General features: G+C 63.5%; 17 protein-coding genes. 4 read left to right on the top strand and 13 right to left on the bottom strand.

What is annotated here, in order from left to right:
• Positions 1-368: 368 nt before the first annotated feature.
• The 8 genes from KUF59_RS23700 to parE all read right to left on the bottom strand — a co-directional run bounded on the left by KUF59_RS23700 (position 369) and on the right by parE (position 9,045).
• Entirely contained in the window at positions 369-1,139 is a 771-nt protein-coding gene (locus KUF59_RS23700; RefSeq protein WP_212459818.1) for an SDR family NAD(P)-dependent oxidoreductase, read from the bottom strand.
• 20 nt (positions 1,140-1,159) lie between these two features.
• Positions 1,160-1,345, bottom strand: coding sequence for a hypothetical protein (locus KUF59_RS23695; protein ID WP_140976478.1), 186 nt, complete (start codon positions 1,343-1,345; stop codon positions 1,160-1,162).
• Between the two features lie 281 nt (positions 1,346-1,626).
• Positions 1,627-2,385, bottom strand: coding sequence for an outer membrane protein (locus KUF59_RS23690; protein WP_212459819.1), 759 nt, complete (start codon positions 2,383-2,385; stop codon positions 1,627-1,629).
• A gap of 252 nt (positions 2,386-2,637) precedes the next feature.
• Positions 2,638-3,408 carry an outer membrane protein gene (locus KUF59_RS23685; protein ID WP_212459820.1) on the bottom strand — a complete coding sequence of 257 codons (771 nt, stop codon included), beginning with the start codon at positions 3,406-3,408 and terminating at the stop codon, positions 2,638-2,640.
• A 283-nt stretch (positions 3,409-3,691) separates the two neighbouring features.
• Positions 3,692-4,462, bottom strand: coding sequence for an outer membrane protein (locus tag KUF59_RS23680; RefSeq protein WP_258767199.1), 771 nt, complete (start codon positions 4,460-4,462; stop codon positions 3,692-3,694).
• 287 nt (positions 4,463-4,749) lie between these two features.
• On the bottom strand, positions 4,750-5,517 hold the full coding sequence (locus KUF59_RS23675) for an outer membrane protein (protein WP_212459822.1): 768 nt from the start codon (positions 5,515-5,517) through the stop codon (positions 4,750-4,752).
• A 489-nt stretch (positions 5,518-6,006) separates the two neighbouring features.
• A complete protein-coding gene (locus KUF59_RS23670) occupies positions 6,007-6,825 on the bottom strand; it encodes an outer membrane protein (RefSeq protein WP_212459823.1) in 819 nt (272 codons plus the stop codon).
• 165 nt (positions 6,826-6,990) lie between these two features.
• On the bottom strand, positions 6,991-9,045 hold the full coding sequence (gene parE / locus KUF59_RS23665) for a DNA topoisomerase IV subunit B (RefSeq protein WP_212459824.1): 2,055 nt from the start codon (positions 9,043-9,045) through the stop codon (positions 6,991-6,993).
• Between the two features lie 322 nt (positions 9,046-9,367).
• On the opposite strand from parE, the gene KUF59_RS23660 reads away from it, so the two are divergent.
• The gene (locus KUF59_RS23660) at positions 9,368-9,898 is read left to right on the top strand and encodes a DedA family protein (RefSeq protein ID WP_212459825.1); all 531 of its coding nucleotides are present in this window, start codon (positions 9,368-9,370) and stop codon (positions 9,896-9,898) included.
• A 39-nt stretch (positions 9,899-9,937) separates the two neighbouring features.
• Here KUF59_RS23660 and KUF59_RS23655 read toward each other — a convergent pair whose 3' ends face one another.
• Entirely contained in the window at positions 9,938-10,933 is a 996-nt protein-coding gene (locus KUF59_RS23655) for an MBL fold metallo-hydrolase (protein ID WP_212459826.1), read from the bottom strand.
• A gap of 70 nt (positions 10,934-11,003) precedes the next feature.
• Positions 11,004-11,168 carry a hypothetical protein gene (locus tag KUF59_RS23650; RefSeq protein ID WP_212459827.1) on the bottom strand — a complete coding sequence of 55 codons (165 nt, stop codon included), beginning with the start codon at positions 11,166-11,168 and terminating at the stop codon, positions 11,004-11,006.
• Positions 11,169-11,327: 159 nt separating this feature from the next.
• Between KUF59_RS23650 and KUF59_RS23645 the strand changes: the two genes are divergently transcribed.
• Together KUF59_RS23645 and argC are read left to right on the top strand one after the other, a co-directional pair.
• Entirely contained in the window at positions 11,328-11,996 is a 669-nt protein-coding gene (locus KUF59_RS23645) for an FMN-binding negative transcriptional regulator (RefSeq protein ID WP_212459828.1), read from the top strand.
• Positions 11,993-12,973: an N-acetyl-gamma-glutamyl-phosphate reductase gene (gene argC / locus KUF59_RS23640; protein ID WP_212459829.1), complete on the top strand. Its 981-nt coding sequence runs from the start codon at positions 11,993-11,995 to the stop codon at positions 12,971-12,973. The genes KUF59_RS23645 and argC overlap by 4 nt, the downstream gene beginning before the upstream one ends.
• A gap of 70 nt (positions 12,974-13,043) precedes the next feature.
• Here argC and KUF59_RS23635 read toward each other — a convergent pair whose 3' ends face one another.
• Positions 13,044-14,003, bottom strand: a complete 960-nt coding sequence (locus KUF59_RS23635) for a LysR family transcriptional regulator (RefSeq protein WP_258767198.1) — start codon at positions 14,001-14,003, stop codon at positions 13,044-13,046.
• Positions 14,004-14,117: 114 nt separating this feature from the next.
• Between KUF59_RS23635 and KUF59_RS23630 the strand changes: the two genes are divergently transcribed.
• Positions 14,118-14,642: a hypothetical protein gene (locus KUF59_RS23630; RefSeq protein ID WP_212459831.1), complete on the top strand. Its 525-nt coding sequence runs from the start codon at positions 14,118-14,120 to the stop codon at positions 14,640-14,642.
• On the opposite strand, the gene KUF59_RS23625 is transcribed toward KUF59_RS23630, so the two are convergent.
• Together KUF59_RS23625 and KUF59_RS23620 are read right to left on the bottom strand one after the other, a co-directional pair.
• Positions 14,629-14,973 carry a hypothetical protein gene (locus KUF59_RS23625; RefSeq protein WP_212459832.1) on the bottom strand — a complete coding sequence of 115 codons (345 nt, stop codon included), beginning with the start codon at positions 14,971-14,973 and terminating at the stop codon, positions 14,629-14,631. The two genes, KUF59_RS23630 and KUF59_RS23625, sit on opposite strands and share 14 nt — an antisense overlap.
• A gap of 134 nt (positions 14,974-15,107) precedes the next feature.
• Positions 15,108-15,974, bottom strand: a complete 867-nt coding sequence (locus tag KUF59_RS23620; protein WP_212459833.1) for an ornithine carbamoyltransferase — start codon at positions 15,972-15,974, stop codon at positions 15,108-15,110.
• Positions 15,975-15,987: the final 13 nt, after the last annotated feature.

Raw genomic sequence — 15,987 nt, 5'->3', positions numbered from 1 at the left:
CTCCAAGCCCTTCACGCGAGTGGCGTCGCATCCCAGAACGTGCGGCCGGCGTGTTCGGCGCAGGATCGGGAATAATCTCGGCGCGTCTGGCCATCTTGTCCTGTGACGAACTTCGATTGGTCTGCAGCGAACTCATGGGATCATTGCGCGACAGGTGTTGCCGACAAGGCACCCTCCAGTGCCCCCAACGCCAATCGATCAAGCGTTTGGCGACAAACAGGTGCGCCCAACCATGTCTTGCTGCGCGGGAGGTATCGGCGACCGGTGATCGACACACATGTTGGAGAGCAATCATCGCGCCTTAGTTAGGCACGAGAAGCCAAAAGCCCCGGCAGATGCCGGAGCGTTCTTCATGAGCGCGCGTGCGTCTACGCCATCACCGAGAACCCGCCGTCGACGGGAATCGCGGTGCCCGTGACGAAGTTGGAGGCGGGCGAGGCGAGGAAGACGGCGATGCCGGCGAAATCGTCGATATGGCCCCAGCGGCCTGCAGGCGTGCGGGCGAGCACGCGCTCGTGCAGCCCTGTGACCTGCTGGCGTGCACCACGGGTGAGGTCGGTGTCGATCCAGCCCGGCAGGATGGCGTTGACCTGGATGTTGTCGGGCGCCCAGGCATTGGCGCAGGCACGCGTGTACTGCACGATGCCGCCCTTGCTCGCCGCATAGGCCGTGGCAAAGCTCGCACCGAAGATCGACATCATCGAGCCGATATTGATCACCTTGCCGTTGCCCGACGCTTTCAGCGCCGGGTAGGCCAGCTTCGAACATACGAAGGCGCTGGTGAGATTGGTGTCGATCACCTTATTCCATTCGTCGAGTTCGAGCTCGTGCGGCGGCTTGCGGATGCTCATGCCGGCGTTGTTGACGAGGATGTCGATGCGGCCGAGGTCCTTCACCACGCGATCCACCATCGCGGCGACCGCGGCCTTGTCGGTGACGTCGGTTGTCACCGCAATCGCCTTCACGCCCCGCTGCCTGAGGTCGGCCACGGCCGCGGCGGATTTGGCTTCGTTGCGCCCGACCACGGCGATGTCGGCGCCGGCGTCGGCAAGCCCGTGCGCCATGCCGAGCCCGATGCCGCCATTGCCGCCGGTGACGATCGCGACCTTGCCGCGGAGATCGAACGCACCTGATGTCATGCTGTCATTCCTTTTTGTTTTTACGTTGTTGCTTGCCAGATCAGCACCAGTCCGAAGCCGGCCATGGCGGCGCCATAGCCGGCCCATTGCAGTTGCGCGATCATGAAGCTCGATCGGGGCCAGGGAAAAGTGCCCGTGCCTTGTCCGATCCAGAGCAGGCCTATGGCGAGCGCGAACAGGCCTGCGATCAGCAGAAATCTGCGCATGTGTCTCTCCCAATGGTCTGTTCTGTCGCGGCGCGGCATCGCCACTCCTTTCATGGCCTGCCGTGCCCGCGAAAACTGGAGCGCAGACTAGCCGTAGCACTGGTGCGGATACAATGGCCGGCGCGGCCCGGAAGGCCCGGTGGCGGGAGTGGTCCATGTCGTTGCGGTGGTAGCTCCGCAAGGCCGATCAGGCGCTGAAGGACAGCGTGCGCAACTGAGTCTCCAGAACGGAAAAGCCCCGGGCGATGCCGGGGCTTTTGATATCTCGTATCGAGGTCGGATCAATACTTCGCGACCAGCGGAGCACCCCAGTTGAAGCGGTACACCAGCTCGCTGCGCACGCTGTGCTCGCGGAACTTCTGGGTCGAGTTGACGAGGAGGGCACCAGTCGCGAAATCGTTTATGGGACTATTCTGCCGATCGAATTCCGAGTAGCGATACTCGGTCTTCCAGAATAGGCCAGGCAGGAAGCCGGTCAGAGCGTATTCGTCGCCGGTTCCGATGAACCAGCCGCCCTTGGTGAAGCCGGGCGAGGTAAACTGCGGAAGCCCGGTGAAGCTCAAGGTTGTGTCCTTCCAGTGCGCCTGTGTGTAGCCACCCGAAACATAGGTCAGCAACTGAGGTAGAACCAAGTAGCCGACGCGAGCGCCCACCGCCCACTGCCAATCCTGCTTCATTTGGCCGGTGGCGAACGTGCCCATATTGGTGTCGCCGCGGACGTCCATGAAATCGTAGTCAGCGAAGCCGCCAACCACCCAGTTCTGAAACTGGTAGTCGCAACCACCCTGCACGGTACCGAACCAGCCACGTGCACCGTTCGTCTGGTTCGAGGTGAAGGCGGTACCCGTCACCGGATCGTAGATGTTGTTGTCGTTGTTGGTCATCGCGCCGCCGCCGCCGGCGCCGAGATAGCAGCCGGTCCAGTTGGCGACCGGAGCGGTCACCGGAGCTTTGGTGTAGGGCCGCGCTCCTAGGTCAGCCGCCGAGGCTGCGCCCGTCATTGCCGCGATCACCGTAAGAGCAAGCACGAATTTCTTCATTTTGAAATTCCCAACCTTGGCTGCGGGACGCGAGTGCGTCGAACGAATCAACCGATAACTTTCTTATAAGCGGTTCCCTCGCAAATGATGTTGCGGTTCGGGCACAGGCGTCGAGGTGGCGTATGGCGTGAGGCGACAGCGCGGGACGTGGGCGTCAGCCGCGTCCGTCACCAGCGGCGAGAACGAATGCCACCCAACGAAAAAGCCCCGGGCGATGCCGGGGCTTTCCGAATGTCTGAGATCGAGGTCGGATCAGTACTTTGCGACCAGCGGAGCGCCCCAGTTGAAGCGGTAGACGAGCTCGCTGCGCACGCTGTGCTCACGCACCTTGTTGGTCGCGAAGCCGGGGGCCGGGAGACCGGTGGCAAAGTCGAAGAGTTGGGCGTCTGCTCGATCGAATTCCGAATAGCGATACTCCGTCTTCCAGAACAATCCGGGGAGGAAGCTGGTCAGAGCGTACTCGTCGCCGGTGCCGACGAACCAGCCGCCCTTGGTGAACCCGGACATCGTCGCAAACGGGGTCGCACCACCGAAGAAACTCAAATTAGTCGACTTCCAGTGGCTCTGCGTATAACCGCCCGAGATGTAGGTCAGCAACTGAGGCAGGACGAGGTAACCGACACGGGCACCCACCGCCCACTGATAATCCTGCTTCTGCAGCCCGGTGGCGACAGGGAAAACGCCCGTGTCGCCCCGCACGTCCATGAAGTCATAGTCGCCGAAAGCGCCCACCACCCAGTTCTGGAACTGGTAGTCGCAACCCAGCTGAACGGTGCCGAACCAGCCACGCGCGCCGCTCGTTACATTATTGGTAAGGGGAAGGCCGGTTACGCTGTCGACAAGGAGGCCATCGTTGTTGGTCATTGCACCGCCGCCACCGGCGCCGACATAGCAGCCGGTCCAGTTCGCGACCGGAGCCGCAACCGGGGGAGCCTTGGCGTAGGTCCGCGGGGCCATGTCAGCGGCAAGAGCCGATCCGGTCATCGCCGCAACAGCGGTCAGAGCGAGCACAATCTTCTTCATTTCAAAAGCCAACCTTGATCTGCTGTACGAGCGCGCGCGCTCAATCCGTTCGTCGACATGGCAACACCTAGTCGGTTCCACGAGAATTGCTGTAGCCGGTCGGACACAGTCTGCCGCATCGTAGCGGTCTGTGACGACGCGACCGGACGCACACGCCAGAGGCGAAGCCCACCCGAATCACGAGCTTCGGTGAGCGGCTGCGCATTGGAGACAGGTGCCGCTGCGAAACGAAAAAGCCCCGGACGATGCCGGGGCTTTCCGTTAGTCTGAGATCGAGGTCGGATCAGTACTTCGCGACCAGCGGAGCGCCCCAGTTGAAGCGGTAGACGAGTTCGCTGCGCACGCTGTGCTCGCGTACTTTGTTGGTCGCGAAGCCGGGAAGCGGGAGACCCGTGGCAAAGTCGTTGAGACCGGCGTTTGCGTTGTCGAATTCCGAGTAGCGATACTCGGTCTTCCAGAACAGGCCCGGCAGGAAGGTGGTCAGGGCGTACTCGTCGCCGGTGCCGACGAACCAGCCACCCTTGGTGAATCCGGACATCGTCGCAAACGGGGTCGCAGCACCGAAGGGGCTCAAATTCGTCGACTTCCAATGGCCCTGGGTATAACCGGCCGAGACATAGGTCAGCAACTGAGGCAGCACGAGGTAGCCGACACGGGCACCCACCGCCCACTGATAATCCTGCTTCTGCTGTCCGGTGAAGGCAGGGAAAACGCCGGTGTCGCCCCTCACGTCCATGAAATCATAGTCGCCGAAAGCGCCCACCACCCAGTTCTGGAACTGGTAGTCGCAACCCACCTGAACCGTGCCGAACCAGCCACGCGCGCCGGTTGTCACATTATTGGTAAGGGGAAGGCCGGTTACGGTACTGACAATGATGCCGTCGTTGTTGGTCATCGCGCCGCCGCCGCCGGCGCCGACGTAGCAGCCGGTCCAGTTCGCCACCGGCGCCGCAACGGGGGGAGCCTTGGCGTAGGTCCGCGGGGCCATATCGGCGGCAAAAGCCGATCCGGTCATTGCCGCAACGGCGGTCAGAGCCAGCACGATCTTGTTCATTTCAAAGCAACCTTGATCCGTTGAACGAGCGCGCGCGCCCAATCCGTTCCGTCGATATTGCAACACTTAGCTGGTTCCAGGAAAATTGCTGTAACCGATCGGACACAGCCTGCGACATTGTGCCTGGTCTGCGACGCGATCGGACGCGCGCGCCAGAGCAGCCCACTCGGAATCCCGCCGCCGGGAGGTTCGGCGAGTGACTTACATATTGGAGACAGGTGCCGCCGCGAAACGAAAAAGCCCCGGACGATGCCGGGGCTTTCCGTTAGTCTGAGATCGAGGTCGGATCAGTACTTCGCGACGACCGCACCACCCCAGTTGAAGCGGTAGACCAGCTCGCTGCGCACGCTGTGCTCGCGGAGCTTCTGGGTCGAGTTGGCACCAAACGGGAGGCCGGTGGCAAAGTCGTTGATCGGGCCGTTCTGACGATCGAACTCCGAGTAGCGATACTCGGTCTTCCAGAACAGGCCGGGCAGGAAGGTAGTCAGGGCATATTCGTCACCGGTGCCGATGAACCAGCCGCTCTTGGTGAAGCCAGGCGAAGTCAGGACCGGACCGAAGCCGAAGGCGTTCAAGGTCGTCGACTGCCAATGTGCCTGGGTGTAGCCGCCCGAGACGTAGGTCAGGAGCTGCGGCACAATGAGGTAGCCGACGCGGCCACCCACGGCCCACTGCCAATCCTGCTTCTGCTGACCCGAGGTGCCCGGGAAGAGGGACACGTCACCGCGCACGTCCATGAAGTCGTAGTCACCGAAGGCGCCGACCACCCAGTTTCCGAACTGGTAGTCGCAGCCTGCCTGGACGGTGCCGAACCAGCCGCGTGCACCGTTGGTCTGATTGCCCGTGAAAGCAAGTCCGGTGACGGGGTCATAGAGGTTGTTGTCATTGTTGGTCATCGCGGCGCCGCCGCCGGCACCGAGGTAGCAGCCGGTCCAGTTGGTCACCACGGGTGCCGCAACCGGAGCCTTCGCGTAGGTGCGCGGGGCCATATCAGCGGCAAAAGCCGATCCGGTCATTGCCGCAACCGCGGTCAGAGCGAGCAAAACGTTTTTCATATTAAAATCCCCAACCTGGTTCGTTTTAGTAGGCGCGAGCGCACCGATTCCGTTCAACCGATGATTGGATCATAAACAGTTCCGGCCAAAATGCTGTTGCCTGGCGGGCACAGTGAGCGGAAAACCATCCGCAGTTGTACGGAGGACACACCTCTTACGTGCAGGTGAGGTTGTGCTATATTTCGCTGTAATGTCAATCAATTAGGAAGATTGCGCAGCGTCGGACACGGTATCCCGCGCCGCCATCCTACTTCACACGTCGAGCAATTCCTCGCTCGCGAGCTCGGCCCTTGTCCGACATGAGGGCGAAACGTGCCTTGATTGTGGGGTGCCGCCGCCCGAATCGAACGTGCAGGGAAGGGGACCGGCGCGTGCTTTCCCGTTCCTGGCCCGGGAGCCGAGGACCTTTTACCGAGCGCAGTCCTCGATCAGAAAAAAAGCCCCGGACGATGCCGGGGCTTTTGGACGAGGGTAATCGTTCCGTTCTGCTCAGTATCTTGCCACCACCGGGCCACCGAACTGATAGGCGAGGCCAACCGACACGGTGTGGGTCTTGAGGTCGTGGTGCATCCACACGCCGTCGGACGTGCTGGGGAAGAACAGGTAGTCGGTACGGCCAAAGTCAGCGTAGCGATACTCGCCGCGGGCGAGCCAATTGCCCCAGATCTTTGCTTCGACGCCGGCGCCGGCGGTCCATCCGGTCTTCACGGTGTTGAACGTGGTGTTGCGGACGGCGCCGCAACTCCAGCCGCCGCCCGGCTGACAGTTCGCATTGATCGAGACGTCCTGCCAGGCAACGCCGCCGGTGCCGAACAGCAGGACGTTGGGCGAGACGAGAATACCGAGCTTGCCGCGAATCGCAGCATCCCAGCCGAGTTTGACGCTCGATCCGTCGAGAGCGATCGTCGCGGCCGTCGCGGCCGGAGCCCAGGTGCCGGGAATGCCCGCAAGCGTCTTCTTGCCGTCACCCCAGGCGATGTCGCCCTCGAGGCCGGCGACCCACGACGTCGCGAACTGCCAGTTGTAACCGGCATAGCCGCCGATCCGCGCACTGGTGCTGTCGAAGCTCGCGGGATTGCCCTGCGGCAGACGGAAGTTCGATCCGGGTGCGATTGGATCCTGCAACGCGTAGGTCGTCCAGGTCGAGTCCGACCAGCGACCGCCGGCTTCGCCGCCGAGATAGAACCCGGTCCAGGACGAGACCTGCTCGACCACGGGCGCCTTGGTATAGCTGCGGGCGCCGAGATCTGCCGCCGTGGCCGAACCCGCATATGCTGCGGCGACCAACACGAATATCAACTTCTTCATCTATAACTCCGCCTTGGGAATGATCGTTGGATCCGCACGGTGCGCCGTTGCGCATCGAGCAGATGCCGTTCCAAGGCGGGAACTAAATGGTATCTGAGAAAAAGTCTGTGACACTGCGGATACAGTGCGGAACCGGAGGTGCGCCTGCGGCGCCACCGTCCTGCTTCAGACGTCGAGCAAGTCTTCGCTGGCGAACTCGGCCTTGTCCGTGATGAAGGCAAAACGTGCCTCCGCTTTGGTCCCCATCAAGCGTTCCACCGAATCGGCCGTGGTGTCGCGGTCGTCGGCCAGCAGGACCACCTTGAGCAGCGTCCGCTTGCTCGGGTCCATGGTGGTTTCCTTCAGTTGCGCCGGCATCATCTCGCCGAGGCCTTTGAAGCGGTTCACCTCGACCTTGGCGTTGGCGTTGAACTCGCTCCTGAGCAGCGCCTCCTTGTGCGCGTCGTCGCGGGCGTAGACCGATTTGGAGCCGTGGGTCAGCTTGTAGAGCGGCGGCACCGCGAGGAAGAGGTGGCCCTCGTCGATCAGCCGCGGCATCTGCCGGTAGAAGAAGGTGATGAGGAGCGAAGCGATGTGCGCGCCGTCGACGTCGGCGTCGGTCATGATGATGATGCGCTGATAGCGCAAATCCTCTTCGCGATATTGCGCGAGTGTGCCGGAGCCGATCGCCTGCACGAGATCGCTGAGCTGTGCATTCGCCGTCAGCTTGTCCTTGCCGGCGGATGCGACGTTGAGAATCTTGCCGCGCAAGGGCAGCACGGCCTGGGTCTTGCGGTCGCGCGCCTGCTTGGCGCTGCCGCCGGCCGAGTCGCCCTCGACGATGAAGAGCTCGGAGCCTTCAGTGCCGGCATCGGTGCAGTCGGCGAGCTTGCCGGGCAGGCGCAGCTTCTTGCCGGCAGTCTTGCGCGCGGTCTCCTTTTCCTGGCGCCGGCGCAAGCGCTCTTCGGCGCGGTCGATCACGAAATCGAGCAGCCTGTTGGCCTGGTTCGGATTGCCCGACAGCCAATGGTCGAACGGATCCTTCATCGCCTGTTCGACGATGCGCTGGGCCTCCGCGGTGGCGAGGCGGTCCTTGGTCTGGCCCTGGAATTCCGGCTCGCGCACGAACACCGAGAGCATCACGGCCGCGCCCACCATGACGTCTTCAGACGTGACGGAGGCCGCGCGCTTGCCCTGGCCGACGCGCTCGGCGTGATCCTTCAGGCCGCGCAACAGCGCGCTGCGCAGGCCGGATTCGTGGGTACCGCCGTCCGGCGTCGGCACCGTGTTGGTGTAGGAGGAGAGGAAACCGTCGGCATCGGCAGTCCATGCCACCGCCCATTCGCAGGCGCCGTGCGCGCCGTTGCGACCCGACTTGCCGGAGAAGATGTCGGGATGCACCAGCGTGTCGGCGTGAATCGCGGCGGCCAGATAATCCTTCAGACCGCCGGGGAAATGGAACGTCGCTTCCGCCGGCACGTCCTCGACGCCCTTGAGAAGCTCGGGCGCGCAATTCCAGCGGATCTCGACGCCGCCGAACAGATAGGCCTTGGAGCGCGTCATCTTGAACAGGCGCTGCGGCTTGAACGCGGCCTTGGCGCCAAAGATGTCGGTGTCAGGCTTGAAGCGCACGCGCGTGCCGCGGCGGTTGTTGATCTTGCCGAGGTCCTCGAGCTTGCCCTTGGGATGGCCGCGCTCGAACGTCATGCGATAGAGTTTTTGGCTGCGCGCGACCTCGACCTCGAGGAGCGAGGACAGTGCGTTCACGACGGAAATGCCGACGCCGTGCAGACCGCCCGAAGTCTCGTAGACCTTGCTGTCGAACTTGCCGCCCGAATGCAGCGTGCACATGATGACTTCGAGCGCCGACTTCTTCGGGAACTTTGGATGTGGGTCGACCGGAATGCCGCGTCCGTTGTCAGTGACGGTCAAAAATCCGTCTGCGCTCAGCTCGACCCCGATGAAGGTCGCGTGCCCCGCCAAGGCCTCGTCCATCGAGTTGTCGATCACTTCGGCGAAGAGGTGATGCAGCGCCTTCTCGTCGGTGCCGCCGATATACATGCCGGGCCGGCGCCGGACCGGCTCCAGGCCCTCGAGCACCTCGATGTCGGCCGCGGTGTAGTCGGCTTCGCCGCCGGTTCCGCGGGAGGCCACCTTGAGGGGCGCGCGCGATTTCGGCTCGGTGCCCTCGAAGAGGTCGGTGTCTTTTGATTTCGAAGGCTTTTTCAATGGCTTGGACATTTGTCTTGATGTAGCTGGAGCGGCGCCGCGACGGCGAATCGGTTAGGCCGACTATGCCATGGATAGGCTGAAAAGGTGACCGTGGCGGGCCGGAGATCGGCGTCGTTGCGAGCCAATCCCGGCGAATTTACGCCGGAGCAGCCCGAAATCCCGGCAATGTGACGCGTTGGCCGAGGCGAAGCCGCCCTTAACCGGCCTTTGTGACTTGAAGTCACGCAAGGCAGTGGCTTACGAGTTTTGTTCGATTGACCAAGACAGGCTGGGCATACGCGGCAGGACCGCGGTCTGGACACACGGCGGGGCGGGGAAGGCATTTTTAGAGATGGAGCAGTATGCGCACGCACTGGCTGAATTCGTGCGCGAGCATCAAGCCTGGGCCGCACCGATCGTGTTCCTGCTGGCGTTCGGTGAATCGCTCGCCTTCATCTCGCTCGTCATCCCGGCCTGGGGCGCGCTGGTCGCAATCGGTGCCCTGATCGGCGTCAGCGGCATCAGCTTCTATCCGGTCTGGATCGCCGGTGGCCTCGGCGCTGCGCTCGGCGACTGGGTCTCCTACTGGTTCGGTTTCCGCTACAAGGAGCACGTCGCGCAGATGTGGCCTTTGTCGCGCTATCCGGACCTCCTGCCGCGCGGCGAAGCCTTCGTGAAGAGCTGGGGTGTGCCAAGCATCTTCATCGGCCGCTTCTTCGGACCCTTGCGCGCCTCGGTCCCGCTCGCCGCCGGCATTTTCGAAATGCCGTATTGGAGCTTTCAGGCCGCCAATTTCATCTCGGCGCTGGTGTGGTCGGCGGTGCTGCTTCTGTTCGGCGACGTCATGGCAAAAATCATGGAATGGATCTGGCGCGTGATCTGACCGGGCAGGCGAGCCGCCCGGTCAGCACACGGGAATGCCTTAGAGCGAGGCGTTCCAGATCGACGGGATCCAGCGATAGCCGGCGCCATCCTTCTCGACGCGGACCAGGCCGGGGAAAGCGGCGTGGAAGGCCTGGATGGGCATCTTCTCGGCAATGGCCATGTCGTACAACTTGCGCCGCGTCGCCTGCGCCAGCGGCTTGTCGACGTCGGAGGCGATATTCCACTCGGGATGCTTGACGAACAGGAACGCGGCACCCGCGGTGATGTCGACCTGCACCAGCACCTTCTCCGATCCCGACGCGACGACGAAGGAGCTGTGGCCCGGCGTGTGCCCGGGGCTCGCGACCGCAGTAATGCCTGGTGCGACCTCCTTGCCGGATTCGTATTGCGTCACCTTGCGGCCGAGCGCGTCGAACACGCGGCGGATGTTCTTGAAGTTGTTTTCGAGGATGGGATTGCCCATTCCCTTGCTCATCTCGCCGTCGTCCATCCAGAACTTCCACTCCACCGCCGGCACCAGGATCTCGGCATTGGCGAAGGCCGGCTTGTTCTCGGCGGCGAGCAGGCCGTTGATGTGATCGCCGTGGAAGTGGGAGATGATGACGGTGTCCACCGCCGCGCGATCGATGCTGGCGGCGGCGAGGTTGTTGTGGAACTGCCCGACCTTGCCCTTGGTCTGCGCGAACTGGTCGGGCCCGAGCCCGGTGTCGATCACGACGAGTTTTGGCCCGGTGTTGACGACGACCGGATTGAAGGTGTGGGTCACCTTGTCGGTCGGCAGATGGTGCTCGGCAAAGACCTTGTTGATCTCGTCCTTGGTGGCGCCGGCCGCGTAATTGTCCGCGAGGTTGACGGTGGACACGCCGTCGCAGACCACGGTGACCTGGTGGGTGCCGACATTGTAGCGGTAGAAGCTCGCATTCTGCTTCTCGGCCAGCGGCGCCGCGGCGTAGGCGGGCGGCGTCTTCACGAAGGGCAGCAGCGCCGAGGCGGCGGCGCCGGCTAGCGTGGCACGACGGGTAATCTTGGTCATGGCAGGGTCCTGATCTGGTATCCTGGGGCTTCGTTGCGCTGATGGCACGGACTGGCGGAGTCTGGCGACGTCAGTCGTACTCCGGAACCCCCTTTGCGAAAGGAAATTCCGCTACAACTTCCAATTTAGCGCGCATCTTGCTGATGGCACGCTGCTGTTGTGTCGCAGCAATTTGGGCTTGACCGGGGAACCCGCCGGCCTTATAGCCGCGCGCCATGATCAACGCCGCGACCATTTTGTTCGCCCGTCGCCGCCGCCGCAGCTCTGCGGTTTGGGCGGTCGATCGCGTTTGAGATCATCGTCTTTGCCGCTGGACCCGATCCGCGGCATTCTTTCTCCTGTCAGTGCGATCTGATCCGGCGGCCCCCTTAGGAGGCCCAGCCAGGAGTTCGAGATGTACACACCGCCCTTTTTCAAGCAGGACCGCGCCGCAAGCCTCAGATTTGCGGACGCGCGCGGTTTTGGCACCGTCTGCGCCTTTGACGGCAAGAAGCCCGTCGCATCTGCGCTGCCATTCTATCTGACCTACGCCGCCGACGGCACGCCGCAGGCCGCCTTTCATGTTGCCCGTCACAATCCGCTGGTAAAGCTGGCGGACGGGCAGGCGTCCTGGCTGTTCGCGATCAACGGTCCGGATGCCTATGTATCGCCGGATTGGTACGTCTCGCCGGACCAGGTGCCGACCTGGCTCTACCAGTCGGTGCATCTGACAGGGCCGGTGCGCGCTCTGTCGGACGCTGAGCTGGCGGTGCAGGTCGATACGCTCAGCGCCAAGTTCGAGGACTGGTTGTTGCCGAAGAAGCCGTGGACGTCAGGCAAGATGACGGCAGGACGGCTCGAAGCGATGAAGAAGGCGATCGTGGGTCTGGTGATGACGGTCGAAGAGGTCGAGGGCAGCTTCAAGCTCAACCAGCACAAGTCCGAAGCTGACTATGCGGCCGTTGCGGTCGCGCTCGACTCGCAGACTGATCCCGGCTCGCAAGCGATTGCGGACCTGATGCGGCAGGCGCGGCCCGACGCGTTTGCAGGCGAAACCAACAAGCTCGAAAGGAGCGTACCATGAGCCTCACCGACACCAAGCAGGCGCCGACCGCGGGTGCTGCCACCAAACCCGCCGTGTTCGTCGATGGCGGCTCCGGCACCACCGGGCTCGGCATCAACGAGCGGCTGCGGCTGTCGAACGACGTCGTCGTCAAGACGATTCCCGACGACAAGCGCAAGGACCCCGCGGCCAAGAAGGCGCTGATGGAGGAGACGGATCTCGTCATTCTCTGCCTGCCTGACGATGCCGCCAAGGAAACGGTCGCGCTGATCGACAGCATGGGCGCGTCGGGGCCGAAGGTGCTCGACGCCTCGACGGCCTACCGGGTCGCGCCGGACTGGGCCTATGGTTTCGCCGAGCTCGCGCCCGACCAGGCCGACAAGATCAGGGCCGCGAAGAAGGTCTCCAATCCCGGCTGCTATCCGACCGGCGCGATCGCGCTGCTGCGGCCGATCGTCGATGCCGGCCTGCTGCCGCCGGACTATCCCGTCACCGTCAACGCGGTGAGCGGCTATTCGGGCGGCGGCAAGTCGATGATCGCAAGCTTCGAGGACGGCAGCGCGCCGTCGTTCGAGCTCTACGGTCTCGGCTTCGAGCACAAGCATCTGCCGGAGATGCAGCTCTATTCGAAGCTGTCGCGGCGGCCGATCTTCATTCCCTCCGTCGGCAACTACCGGCAGGGCATGCTGGTCTCGGTGCCGTTGCAGCTCGACACGCTGCCGGGCAAGCCGAGCGGTGCTGATCTGCACGCCGCGCTCGCCAGGCGTTACGCCGGCTCAAAGTTCGTCTCGGTGATGCCGCTGCAGAACGAGGCGACCAAGACCGGCCGGCTCGAGCCGGAGGCCCTCAACGAGACCAACATGCTGGAGCTCTACGTCTTCGCCAGCGACAAGTACCACCAGGCGGTGCTGGTCGCGCGGCTGGACAATCTCGGCAAGGGCGCCTCGGGCGCCGCCGTGCAGAACATGCAGTTGATGCTGGGGCTGCCGGAGGGGTAGGCGAGGAAACGATGCGCCTGGATGGCCGGCTTGTACCGGCCATCCAGGTCTCGCAATTCGATGGCGATCGTCAGCCCGCTTTCTTGCGCGCAAGAGAGTTCGTCGCTGCGCGCGGTTTTTGGGCGCTCCGGTATTTGACGTGCTCAATGAAGGCCCGGAGCCTGGGCAAGACTTGGCGTTTTCCCGGATGATAGAGAAAGACCCCAGGACTCGTGACCGCAAAAGGCGTCAAAAGTGCAAGTAATCGCCCGTCGGCAATCGGCGCCCTGGCGAGCGGAGCTGGCACCTGCGCCAGGCCCACCCCCTGGATCGCCGCTCCGAGTAGCGTGGAGTAATCGTGCGCGATGAGCGGCCCTGAAACGATGGCTTCGAGCGTTTTGTTGCCATCCACAAAGGGCCACGGCGCGATTGATCCGTTTGAGCGACGCACCCGCAGGCAGGCGTGATCACGCAGATCCTCGATGTCCGCCGGCCGCTTCCGCCCGCGCAAATAGGCGGGGCTCCCGACGACGATGAGCGGGAAGGGCGCCGTCAGCCGCACGGCCGCCATGTCGGGCGCGATGAACTGGCCGAGGCGGATGCCGGCATCGAAGCCGCCCGCAGCCAGATCCACCATTTCCTCGCTCGCGGCAATCTCCACTTCAATCTCGGGATAGGCCTGGCAGAATGAGGCGATCACCGGCTCCAGGATCAGCGGGACGACCGCACGAGGGACGGCGAGGCGCAGCAATCCGACCGGCCGCTGTCCCAGCTCGCGCGCAGCTTCGCTTGCGGCAACGAGCTCTTCGAAGGCGGGCTTTGCCCGCGACAGGAAACGTTCGCCGGCTTCGGACAAGCCGACGCTGCGCGTCGTGCGAATAAACAGCGCCGCGCCGACGCGCGCCTCAAGCGCGTGGATGGCCTGGCTGACCGCAGATGGAGTCCCCCTGAGCTCGGCGGCTGCCCGGCGGAAGCTCCTGTGCTGGGCAACCCTGAGGAATGCCTCCACCCCGTCGAGCGCGCCGCGTCGAACTGTGAAGTTTTGCTTCATGGCCCATCGACATTATCGCGGATAGTCGCTCGCAGGAAGCGGTCATAGTCTCTCAAACGAGGGACCGCCGCGGTGTTCGACACCGCACTCATCTGCTTCCGACAGGGACACCACATGTCAACGGAAACGCTTTTCCGCATCCAACTCGTCTTGGGCTATGTCGCCTGGCTGCTTTGCTTCGCCGTCTATGTCTGGCCTCGACTGACGTCGATCGAGTGGGTCGAAGCGCAGCGCGCGATCGCGACCTTGCACAGCTTCCGCTTCTTCGGACTCGTGTTCATCCTTCCGGGCGTCGTCGGCAATCTGCCGGAGGAGTTCGCGACCTTCGCGGCCTATGCCGATCTCGCGACCGGAGTTCTCGCCATGCTGGCGCTCCTGGCCGTGAGAGTACGTCAGCTCTTCCGGCTGCTCGTTGTCGCCTTCAATCTCGTCGGAGCAATCGACATTATCGTCGACTACTATCACGCGATCCAACTCGGCCTCCCGGCCCACGCCGGAGATTTGGGCGCCGCATATGCGATCCCGATCATTTACGTCCCGCTGTTGATGATCACGCACGTCGCCGCGCTCTACCTGATGGTGCGTCCGCAGGAGCGGACGGCGGCCGTCGCCGCCGTGCCGTCGCTCAGCGCAAAATGATCTCTGCCGGAAACGGCCGAATCGGGCGGCCGGCGCAGACGTTGTTGCGCGCCGTCACGGCGTCGCGGCGATATCTCTCGAACTCGCCGAGCGAGCGGTCGGAAATATCGCAGACGTCCCGATGGTCGCTCGCGTAGTCGACCACGGCGCTCCAGGCGAGCGATGCGCGAATGTAGGCATCGCAACGACCCGGCATCAATCCACGATTCATCGGCTTTGTGGCCTCGACGGCCTCGCTGCGCAGGCGGGTCAGTTCGGGGCATTGCGCTTGCGCCTCGCCGCCAAATCCGGCGAGCGCGAGCATTGCGACGGCTGGCAAAAGGGTCCGCATCAGCAATCCTTCGCTTCGGTTGCCTCAACCCGTGCGATGGTACCTCGGATTGCAGGAGCCTGCAGCTCCTTTTCGGATGCCTCAAACCACCTTGAAGATCGCGAACGGTCGGCGCCGCGGCAATCTCGCCAGGGCTATGCGGCGATCCATTCGAGCAGGGCGTTCTGTGCGTGCAGAAGATAGGCTTTTGCAGCCGGGCTCTGACAAGCGGGATGTGACATCGCGTCTTCGCTGACCTCTTGGCCTCGCGTCACGGGCGGGCAAGGCAGGAACATGACGTCCGGGCGGCATCGCTCCAGCAGCGATGCGGACACCTGATAGTTCAAGAGCTGATCCGCGTGTGCGCCGTCAGGCCAGCAATCCGTGATGATCACGTCCGCATCGAACAGGGCGTCTAGGTTGGTGCTGGCGATGAAGTTCGCGCTCGCGATGTCCTTGATATGCCAGTCTTTCGGATAGACCTGCGTCACCTGGAGCGGCAGCGCGATCGAGGCCTCGACCCACGATCGGAGGATATTCGCGGAGGGGGACACGCCGACGATCTTCAGGCCATCGAGCCTGGTCCTCTTGCTCCAGACATGGGCGAGATCGCCGAGCGTTTCGCAAGGATGGTTGGATCGCGTTCTCGCGTTGACGACCGGCGCGACGGCGCTTGATGCGAGCTCGCGCAGCGCCGACAACTCTCTGGTTCGTACGACCAGGACGTCGAACCAGTTGTCGAGATATCTCGCCAGATCGGCCGTTGTCTCGGCGGCATTGAACCTCACCGGCGAGCGTACGCAGATGCCCCCCATCGCCTGGATGCCGAGATCGAAGGCCGTCGTATTCCGCCATCCGCCGTCGTCGACGATGAGCGCCACGCGCTTGCCGGCCAGGCTCGGCGGCATGACACGGTCATCCCACGCCGCCGCGAGGACTTGCGCGCGCTCGATGATGGATAGGATGGTGTCCGCGCCCAAGTCGTGGAACTGGAGGAAGTCGCGGCTGGATTCGCTATGCATCGCTTCGTGTTGG

This window comes from Bradyrhizobium arachidis (assembly GCF_024758505.1).
Lineage (GTDB): Bacteria > Pseudomonadota > Alphaproteobacteria > Rhizobiales > Xanthobacteraceae > Bradyrhizobium > Bradyrhizobium manausense_C.
The sequence above is the reverse complement of the archived record's forward strand: the minus strand, read 5'-3'. Positions and strand labels throughout refer to the sequence as shown.

What these genes read in the sequence shown, in the direction of transcription:
- KUF59_RS23625 (WP_212459832.1), bottom strand. Translation starts at nt 14,973, where the DNA reads ATGCGGACCCTTTTGCCAGCCGTCGCAATGCTCGCGCTCGCCGGATTT.
- KUF59_RS23655 (WP_212459826.1), bottom strand. Translation starts at nt 10,933, where the DNA reads ATGACCAAGATTACCCGTCGTGCCACGCTAGCCGGCGCCGCCGCCTCG.
- KUF59_RS23690 (WP_212459819.1), bottom strand. Translation starts at nt 2,385, where the DNA reads ATGAAGAAATTCGTGCTTGCTCTTACGGTGATCGCGGCAATGACGGGC.
- KUF59_RS23700 (WP_212459818.1), bottom strand. Translation starts at nt 1,139, where the DNA reads ATGACATCAGGTGCGTTCGATCTCCGCGGCAAGGTCGCGATCGTCACC.
- KUF59_RS23680 (WP_258767199.1), bottom strand. Translation starts at nt 4,462, where the DNA reads ATGAACAAGATCGTGCTGGCTCTGACCGCCGTTGCGGCAATGACCGGA.
- KUF59_RS23635 (WP_258767198.1), bottom strand. Translation starts at nt 14,003, where the DNA reads ATGAAGCAAAACTTCACAGTTCGACGCGGCGCGCTCGACGGGGTGGAG.
- parE (WP_212459824.1), bottom strand. Translation starts at nt 9,045, where the DNA reads ATGTCCAAGCCATTGAAAAAGCCTTCGAAATCAAAAGACACCGACCTC.
- KUF59_RS23685 (WP_212459820.1), bottom strand. Translation starts at nt 3,408, where the DNA reads ATGAAGAAGATTGTGCTCGCTCTGACCGCTGTTGCGGCGATGACCGGA.
- argC (WP_212459829.1), top strand. Translation starts at nt 11,993, where the DNA reads ATGAGCCTCACCGACACCAAGCAGGCGCCGACCGCGGGTGCTGCCACC.
- KUF59_RS23630 (WP_212459831.1), top strand. Translation starts at nt 14,118, where the DNA reads ATGTCAACGGAAACGCTTTTCCGCATCCAACTCGTCTTGGGCTATGTC.
- KUF59_RS23695 (WP_140976478.1), bottom strand. Translation starts at nt 1,345, where the DNA reads ATGCGCAGATTTCTGCTGATCGCAGGCCTGTTCGCGCTCGCCATAGGC.
- KUF59_RS23670 (WP_212459823.1), bottom strand. Translation starts at nt 6,825, where the DNA reads ATGAAGAAGTTGATATTCGTGTTGGTCGCCGCAGCATATGCGGGTTCG.
- KUF59_RS23650 (WP_212459827.1), bottom strand. Translation starts at nt 11,168, where the DNA reads ATGGTCGCGGCGTTGATCATGGCGCGCGGCTATAAGGCCGGCGGGTTC.
- KUF59_RS23660 (WP_212459825.1), top strand. Translation starts at nt 9,368, where the DNA reads ATGGAGCAGTATGCGCACGCACTGGCTGAATTCGTGCGCGAGCATCAA.
- KUF59_RS23675 (WP_212459822.1), bottom strand. Translation starts at nt 5,517, where the DNA reads ATGAAAAACGTTTTGCTCGCTCTGACCGCGGTTGCGGCAATGACCGGA.
- KUF59_RS23620 (WP_212459833.1), bottom strand. Translation starts at nt 15,974, where the DNA reads ATGCATAGCGAATCCAGCCGCGACTTCCTCCAGTTCCACGACTTGGGC.
- KUF59_RS23645 (WP_212459828.1), top strand. Translation starts at nt 11,328, where the DNA reads ATGTACACACCGCCCTTTTTCAAGCAGGACCGCGCCGCAAGCCTCAGA.